Source organism: Congregibacter sp., from assembly GCF_047617445.1.
GTDB lineage: Bacteria > Pseudomonadota > Gammaproteobacteria > Pseudomonadales > Halieaceae > Congregibacter.
Genome location: NZ_JBLGBE010000118.1, coordinates 1 through 7,876, shown reverse-complemented (window position 1 = coordinate 7,876; position 7,876 = coordinate 1). Strand labels below are relative to the sequence as shown.

The 7,876-nt window shown below is 54.7% G+C and carries 8 protein-coding genes; 4 read left to right on the top strand and 4 right to left on the bottom strand.

From position 1 onward, the window contains the following. On the bottom strand, positions 1–475 hold a 475-nt coding region (locus ACI9KD_RS16435), incomplete at its 3' end, for a pseudouridine synthase (RefSeq protein WP_414982252.1). A gap of 154 nt (positions 476–629) precedes the next feature. Here ACI9KD_RS16435 and ACI9KD_RS16430 point away from each other — a divergent pair. Beyond that, positions 630–1,544: an outer membrane protein assembly factor BamD gene (locus ACI9KD_RS16430; RefSeq protein ID WP_414982251.1), complete on the top strand. Its 915-nt coding sequence runs from the start codon at positions 630–632 to the stop codon at positions 1,542–1,544. Positions 1,545–1,552: 8 nt separating this feature from the next. Here the strand turns inward: ACI9KD_RS16430 and ACI9KD_RS16425 are convergent, their stop codons facing one another. Continuing rightward, entirely contained in the window at positions 1,553–3,175 is a 1,623-nt protein-coding gene (locus tag ACI9KD_RS16425) for an NAD+ synthase (protein WP_414982250.1), read from the bottom strand. A gap of 133 nt (positions 3,176–3,308) precedes the next feature. Between ACI9KD_RS16425 and ACI9KD_RS16420 the strand changes: the two genes are divergently transcribed. The 3 genes from ACI9KD_RS16420 (at position 3,309) to ACI9KD_RS16410 (ending at position 6,981) form a co-directional block, all read left to right on the top strand. Further along, the gene (locus tag ACI9KD_RS16420; RefSeq protein ID WP_414982249.1) at positions 3,309–4,928 is read left to right on the top strand and encodes a sensor histidine kinase; all 1,620 of its coding nucleotides are present in this window, start codon (positions 3,309–3,311) and stop codon (positions 4,926–4,928) included. 6 nt (positions 4,929–4,934) lie between these two features. Beyond that, a complete protein-coding gene (locus ACI9KD_RS16415; protein ID WP_414982248.1) occupies positions 4,935–6,308 on the top strand; it encodes a sigma-54-dependent transcriptional regulator in 1,374 nt (457 codons plus the stop codon). A 79-nt stretch (positions 6,309–6,387) separates the two neighbouring features. Next, complete coding sequence (locus ACI9KD_RS16410; protein ID WP_414982247.1) at positions 6,388–6,981, top strand: GspH/FimT family pseudopilin; 594 nt, start codon at positions 6,388–6,390, stop codon at positions 6,979–6,981. A gap of 47 nt (positions 6,982–7,028) precedes the next feature. Here ACI9KD_RS16410 and ACI9KD_RS16405 read toward each other — a convergent pair whose 3' ends face one another. Both ACI9KD_RS16405 and ACI9KD_RS16400 read right to left on the bottom strand, forming a co-directional pair. Next, a complete protein-coding gene (locus ACI9KD_RS16405; protein WP_414982246.1) occupies positions 7,029–7,295 on the bottom strand; it encodes a hypothetical protein in 267 nt (88 codons plus the stop codon). A gap of 92 nt (positions 7,296–7,387) precedes the next feature. Beyond that, positions 7,388–7,876: type IV pilin protein (locus tag ACI9KD_RS16400; RefSeq protein WP_414982245.1), on the bottom strand; the 489-nt coding region annotated here is incomplete at its 5' end.

Sequence of the window (7,876 nt, the reverse complement as noted above, 5' to 3'; positions counted from 1 at the left end):
CTATGCGTCCTCCGCCGCTGGGAACACCTCGCACAATCGCGAAGTAGTCCCGTTTAACGTCCTTTTTTTGCAACTGCGATACTAAACTTCGATGCGCGTTTAAAGTGGCGGCAACGACCAGCAAGCCTGATGTTTCTTTATCCAGCCGATGAACAATCCCACCTCGAGGCACGGCTTCCAATGCGGGCCTATGGGCAAGCAACGCATTGACCAGAGTGCTATGTTGATTGCCCGCCCCCGGATGCACCACCAGCCCCGCTGGCTTATCAATGACAAGAATTTCTTCGTCCTCGTACACAATATCCAGTGGTAAAGATTGGGCTACCCAAGAAACCTCGCTCTTTAGTTCAGCATTTAGACTTAACTGAGAGCCACCCTGGACCGCGTCTCGCGGGCGAGCACTGCTGCCGTTGAGCAGTAATTGCCCACCACGAATCCAGCTCTGCAGGCGGGCCCGGGAGAACTCTGGAAACAACTGTGCCGCCGCCTGATCGAAGCGCGCGCCCGCAAGATCATCACCTACGGTAGCGTTCCGTTCGATTAGACTCGTTTCAATAGACTGTTCTATGGTTTATGCGCTCCGTCTGCTGTGCTTAAATGGCGACTTGTTTTTCTTCGCCGATTTTAGCATGAGCCTTATTAGTACCCATCACACGTTGCCCCAACGCTGGCCATTACTCGCCTGCCTACTCTCGATCCTGCTATTTGTGGGCGGCTGCGCCAACAATGATGAGGAAGGCGATATCGCGGCCGACAGCGGCGAGCAGCAGATTTACGATGAAGCTCAGCGCTACCTGAATGCCCGAAACTTCGATCTCTCAATCCGGGCACTGCAAGCACTTGAGTCTCGGTACCCCTTTGGCCGCTATGCTGAACAAGCCCAGTTGGAGCTCATCTACGCCCACTACGGCGCCTATTCGCCAGAGGCGGCGGTCGAGGCGGCGGACCGCTTTATCCGTCTACACCCGCAACATCCCAATGTTGATTACGCCTATTATATGAAAGGTCTGGCGACCGCGACTGCCAGCCAGGACTTCCTGTCACGATTCACACCGACAGACAAAACGCTCCGCGATACGAGTTTCGCCAAGGAAGCTTTCGCCGAGTTCTCGCAGTTGGTCACGCGCTTTCCGGACAGCCCTTATGCCTCAGATGCCAAGTCACGCATGGTCTACTTACGGAACCTGCTTGCACGGAATGAAATCCATGTTGCTAACTACTACTTTCGGCGCGGCGCCTACCTTGCGGCGGCGAATCGTGGCCGCTACGTCGTAGAGAACTTTCAGCGCACGCCTGCCGTTGGCGACGGTTTAGCCGTGATGGCTCAGGGCTACCTAATACTCGGAATGGATGATCTTGCCCAGGATGCCATCGACACACTCGTTCTGAACTACCCGGATCACCCTGCCCTGAACAAGAAAGGCGCGTTTGACACGGTCTACACGCAGGAAGGCTTACAGCGGTCCATTATCAACAAACTCAGCTTTGGACTCTTTGACCCACCCAAGCCACCGCAGTTCGATAGCAGAAAAGGTATCAGTTAGAAACGCCGTTACTCCCCGATACGCCAGGCCGACGTAATGGGGTAACGGCGATCGCGGCCAAAACCGCGTTGAGTAATACGCACACCCACGGGAGCCTGGCGCCTCTTGTACTCATTGATATCCACCAACCTCACGGCGCGCTCTACATCCGCTCTGTCGATACCCTCAGCAATAATAGCCTCAGCGCTGTAATCCTGCTCCACGTACAGCTCCAGAATTCGATCTAAGACCTCATAGGGCGGCAGGCTATCCTCGTCTTTTTGGTCGGGCGCCAACTCAGCGGAAGGTGGCCGCTCTATCACGCGCTCGGGAATACAGGCTCCCACACTGTTCCTGTAGTGGCAAAGTGAGTAAACGAGGGTCTTTGGCACATCTTTGAGTGCGTCAAAGCCCCCCGCCATATCGCCGTACAAAGTAGAGTACCCCACTGCCAACTCACTCTTATTACCCGTCGTGAGCACCAAAGATCGCTTTTTATTGGAGATGGACATCAACAACACCCCGCGACACCGGGCCTGTAAATTCTCCTCGGTGGTGTCGGCGCTTAGCCCTGCAAACTCTTCTTGTAGGGCTGCAAGAAAGGTCTCGTATATCGGCTCAATTGATATGACACTATGGCTTACGCCGAGGGTCAGACTTTGCTCCGCCGCATCAGCAATGCTGATATCTGAGGTATAGCGAAAAGGCATCATCACGGCTTGAACACGCTCAGCGCCCAGCGCGTCGACTGCTACAGCCAGCGTTAGAGCTGAATCCACGCCACCCGACAAGCCAAGAACAACACTTGGAAAACCATTCTTGTTGACGTAATCGCGCATTCCCAGCACGAGTGCCTGCCAAGTGGCAGCTAGCTCACTCAATGGGTCTGCATGAGCCGACACCTTGAAGGCTCTCGCCCGTGAGTCACCCCTGTATTCACACCACACTGCGCGACTCTCGAAGCGAGGCGCCTGTACCGCAAGGCTACCGTCCGCACTCATGGCAAAAGAACCTCCGTCAAACACCAGTTCGTCTTGCCCTCCCACTTGGTTCACATACACAACGGCAAGTTCATTGGCTCTACAGCGCTCTGCCACTAGCGCAAGACGCTGCGCCTGCTTACCACGGTGATAGGGTGACGCATTAAGGTTAATCAGCAGCTTAGCTCCCGCAGCAGCACTAGCCGCCGTAGGACCGGGCACCCATATGTCCTCACATATGCTCAGGCCTACTTGCACTCCGTGAATTTCGAGGACGCAAGGCTGAGATCCCGCAGTGAAATAGCGCTTCTCATCAAATACCTGATAATTAGGTAGCTCGCACTTACGATACTCCGCTTTGAGCTCGCCCTGATGAATCACGCCTGCACAGTTATAGAGAACGCCCTCTCGCCGAATCGGGTATCCCACTATCACCCATGCCGCCGGGGGCAAATCTGCACACAAGCGGTCCAGGGCATCGCTAACGCGTTTACACAGCGCCGGCCTCAGCAAGAGGTCCTCGGGGGGATATCCGGACAACGTTAACTCTGGAAAAACCACAATCGGCGCATCATGCTGGGAGCAAGCCTCCTCTGCCGCCGCCAGGACCTGATCCGTGTTACCGATAAAGTCACCAACAACGGTGTTTATCTGGGCCATCAAAATGTGCATAAAAACTGTCCAAGGATCTGAGGACGCTATTGTCAGCGATCCTGAGCACGCTGACCAGATAGAACGAATTCACACATGGCACTGCTAGAATGTAGCCGTGTAGTTACGAGTAGTAAGCTGTGAGTAAACAGGTGTGAACAATCCGGCCATTCTGGAACCGCCCGGCACAACGGGATCCGAGCAGAATTTATTGCTGTTTCGGATTTATCTCGTCTACCGAACCGTACTTTCCGTCGTGTTTTTGCTTCTGATCACTATGCCCGCGACCCGGCAACTCGTAGGAGCGCAAAACCCGGCGCTGTATACCGCTGTGAGTAGTCTATTTTTGTTCAGTAACATCGTATTGCTGGGTGTCGTTGCTGCACGCTGGGAAAGCTCCAATGCCAGATTAGTACTGCTGTTTGGCGTGGATATCGTCTGCATAACGCTCTTAAGCGACGCGTCCGGCGGCATGAGTAGCGGCCTGCCTCTGCTGCTGGCCATCACCGTGGCCTCAAGTGCAGTACTTATTAGTAATCGTACAGTAGCGACTCTCGTGGCCGCAATGACCGTACTGGCGATACTGGGTGACACGCTACGACTCATATCCACGGGTGACGCTGGGATTAAGGCGCTTTTCCCTGCGGGACTCTTGGGACTCCTGTTCTTTGTGGTTTCGGGCTTGGTGCAGCTTGTCGCACTTCGACTGGGACGTGTCGAGGCTCTGGCCAATGAACGCGCGACTTATATCTATCGACTGCAACGACTGAACGAGCAAATCGTACAAAACATGCAGACAGGCATTCTCCTCGTTGACTCGCAGAATCGCGCGAGGATCCTCAATGCCGCAGCCGGTAGGTTACTGGATCCGAGCAGACCCATAGCATTAGAACAAGGTCGCCCCTTAATGGATTACAGCGCCGAATTGACCGATCGCATCGAAAAGTACCGCAGCAACCGCCAACAGATCGGCACACCCTTTGAAGCCAGAGGCGATGGTGCGGAGCTCGTGGTCAAATTTCACGCATTGGAAGGTGGCGAGGAAAACCAGACCCTTGTCTTTCTGGAAGACTATCGACCGGTGGCGGCCTACGCACAATCACTGAAGCTCTCATCTCTGGGACGCCTCGCGGCAAGTATCGCCCATGAAATCCGCAATCCCTTGGGAGCCATTAGCCACGCCTCGCAACTGCTAGATGAATCTCAAACACTGGCAAAGGACGACCGTCGAATGGTGGACATCGTGCTAACGAATAGCCAGCGGGTAAACGATATAGTCGAGAGCGTGCTGCAGATATCTCGCCGAGAGCCGCCCAAGCTCGAAACACTGACGCTAGCAAACTGGATGAACGGATATCATGAGCGCTACCTCAGTGCCCGGGACAACCCGGGTAAGCTAAGCATCGAATTCATCGATCCCACAGCTCAGATAGTTGTTGATCCGGAACACCTGCAGCGGGTTTTGGACAATCTTGTCGACAATGCTATGCGCCACACCCACCTCGCCACCAAAGAGAGAGCTGCAGAATTAAGAGTTCGCGTAGATCGTCGGAAGCGCGAGTGTGTGATTGATATATATGATGATGGAGACGGCGTGGCTCAGAGCGACGTTTCCCGCCTCTTTGAACCGTTTTTTACGCGTAGTCAGGGAGGCAGCGGACTCGGACTCTATCTGTGCCGCGAGCTTTGCGAACTCAATCAGGCCCGAATTGCTTACCTACCGACTACAGAAGGCCGCAGTCGATTTCAGATCACTATCGAGCAACAGGAGTAACGCGCTTTGAGTACCAATCAACCAGCCCGGGTGCTTATCGTGGATGACGAACCTGATATACGCGAGCTGCTGGAGATTACACTGGGGCGCATGGGCCTGGACACCGTGAGTGCCGCCACGCTAACGGAAGCCTACGTACTGCTGGACGATGAAAGCTCCCTGCAGCTGTGCCTGACGGATATGCGTCTACCGGACGGTAATGGCATCGATTTGGTTGAGCACATACAGGCAACGCAGCCTTCGCTCCCGGTGGCCATGATTACTGCACACGGCAATGTTGATAGCGCAATTCGCGCGCTCAAGGCCGGTGCCTTCGATTTCATTAGCAAACCCGTCGCCCTGGAAAAGCTGCGCTCTCTCATCAGCGCAGCTTTAGAGCTCGACCCCGTCGATTCCGTCAGCCGCGCTCCCTCTAATGACGAACTCATCGGCGACACCGACACGATGGATCGCCTGCGCAAGCAAATCGGTAAACTCGCTCGGAGCCAGGCGCCCGTGCACATTCGTGGAGAATCAGGAAGCGGGAAAGAAGTCGTCGCGCGTAACATTCATGGTCGCGGCCCAAGAGCCGCGGGACCTTTTGTTGCGGTGAACTGCGGCGCCATTCCCGCGGAGCTCATTGAAAGCGAACTTTTTGGGCATCTCAAAGGCAGCTTCACCGGCGCGAGTCGCGACAAGCTCGGACTCTTTCAGGCAGCCGAAGGAGGAACGCTGTTTCTCGATGAAGTCGCCGACCTGCCGTTGGCGATGCAGGTCAAGCTGCTACGCGCGATTCAAGAGAAACGTGTGCGTCCTGTAGGCGCAAACGAGGAAGTTGCTACCGATGTGCGCCTGCTGTCTGCGACACACAAAAGCCTGGCTAAAGAGGTATCAGAAGGACGCTTTCGGGAAGATCTGTTTTTTCGGGTGAACGTCATCGAACTGGAAGTTCCCAGTCTTCGAGAACGTAAAGACGACATTCCGGTTCTCGCCCAAGCGCTACTCAAGCGCATTGCCAACGCGCACCAAAGCGAAACTCCGACTATTAGTACAGCCGCCATTGCAGCCATGGAAAGCTACTCGTTCCCGGGAAACGTACGCGAATTAGAAAACATGCTGGAACGTGCTTTTGCTTTGTGTGAACACGAGGTGATAAACGCAGATGATCTCCAGTTAGGCAGTCGGGAAGCGCTATCTACGCCACCAGAACCTGGCATCTCGGGTACAGGACTTAGCGCCGTAGCTGGCGATCTGGACGCCTATCTTGCTGACATTGAGCGCGGAATTCTCAGTGAGGCGCTTGACGCTCACCGCTGGAATCGCACAGAAACCGCCAAGGCTCTTGGCGTCAGTTTTCGGAGTCTTCGTTATCGAATGAAAAAACTGGCGCTGGAGGATTGAAGTAAGCCGCTGCTGATGTGTCTGATGATCGTCGTCCGATGCAACACTGACACACCCTTGCTTACTTCGGACCGCAATCATGCGCGGCACGCTTCACACCCCCTATCCGTGGCGTTCGCTACCCTCGGGATTCACTTTGATCGAACTGCTGCTAGTCGTCGCGATGCTTTCCATCGCGCTAGGAATCACCCTTGCGCCTCTCGCAAAGCGTGTCGATGATCTACGCAGCGCTACTGCCATGCGGCACTTGTCATCCGTTTTTGCCTTAGCCCGTCAAGAAGCCCTAATAAGGCAGCGACCGATCACGGTTTGCGCGTTGGCACCGGACAAACGTTGTAATCGGCAATGGACAGACAATCGCTCTATCGCCGTGTTTATCGACGGCAACGATAATCTTCGGCTGGACGATACCGAGTTGCGTCTTCGTGAGATTCGATGGCCACTCACGGGCGGAGAACTATCCTGGCGCGCATCATTAGCGAAAAATCATCTAACGTTCGAGCCCAACGGCGGCACTTGGCAAAACGGCACACTTTATTACTGTCCTAAGAGTCGCGACGCGCGTCAGGCTCGGGCTCTGGTAATCAGCCACAGTGGGCGCAACTACATGCCAGGAGACAGCAATGGCGATGGCATTCGGGAAGATCGCGAGGGGCGGAACTTAAGGTGCTAAAGCTCTAGGACTCCAGCAGCACCTGTGGCAGAGCTCGACGTGAGCCGTCAGTCGTCCTGATTGTCTCTCTCGGTGCGTAGCAGCTTTCCGTCTTCACGCACATGGACATGCCAAACTTCGCGAAACAACCGCCCTGACAAGCGGTAAACCCGGAAGTCATCTACCCAATAGCTCTCTGCCCCGTCAAAAAAGACATCCGGCCCCTCTAAACGCGCTGTTGCCAATACGTGCTGAGGAACATCGACGATAGCGAGTGTAGCTCGCTCTTCTTGCGAAAAGCCTGGCGCATCGTCTTGCGCGTATAACGGACTCATCAACAGGAAGCACAGAATGCAACAACGTACGGCAAAGCAACAATTGACCTTCATATAATCCTCTCTCGACAACGCCGGCGGCATCGTCAACCTCACTGATCCCAAGTAAACTCGCTCGCGGCTATCGCCCCATTATTGTCCGCATCCCAGCCGCGCCTACCGAGAGAGTCGAGCTGTAAAAAGCCGTCCCCATCCTGTCTTCCGCCAACTATAGGGACGGCGCGAATTGTGAAGCCTGTGTCATCGGCAGCCTCAATGCTCAAATTGTAGGCGGGATTGTTACCGTCTATCGGCGACTGACTAGGGTAAACCGTCGGATCGGGAGAACCCGTGTCAGCGCCGCCCGCCGCCGACGCTTCGTAACTATAATTTTGAGTAAACCGGCGCTCCATAGACTGAGCAAAACCCAGAAGAGTCGCTTGAGCGTCGGCGCGATTAGAACGGGTGATAGAGCGCTGATAGCTAGGCAAACCGATTCCCACCAATATGCCAATAATTACAACCACGATCATCAACTCAATCAGCGTGAATCCAGACTGAATTCTCTGATGTTTCTTCATCATTGCTCCTTCACCCAATAA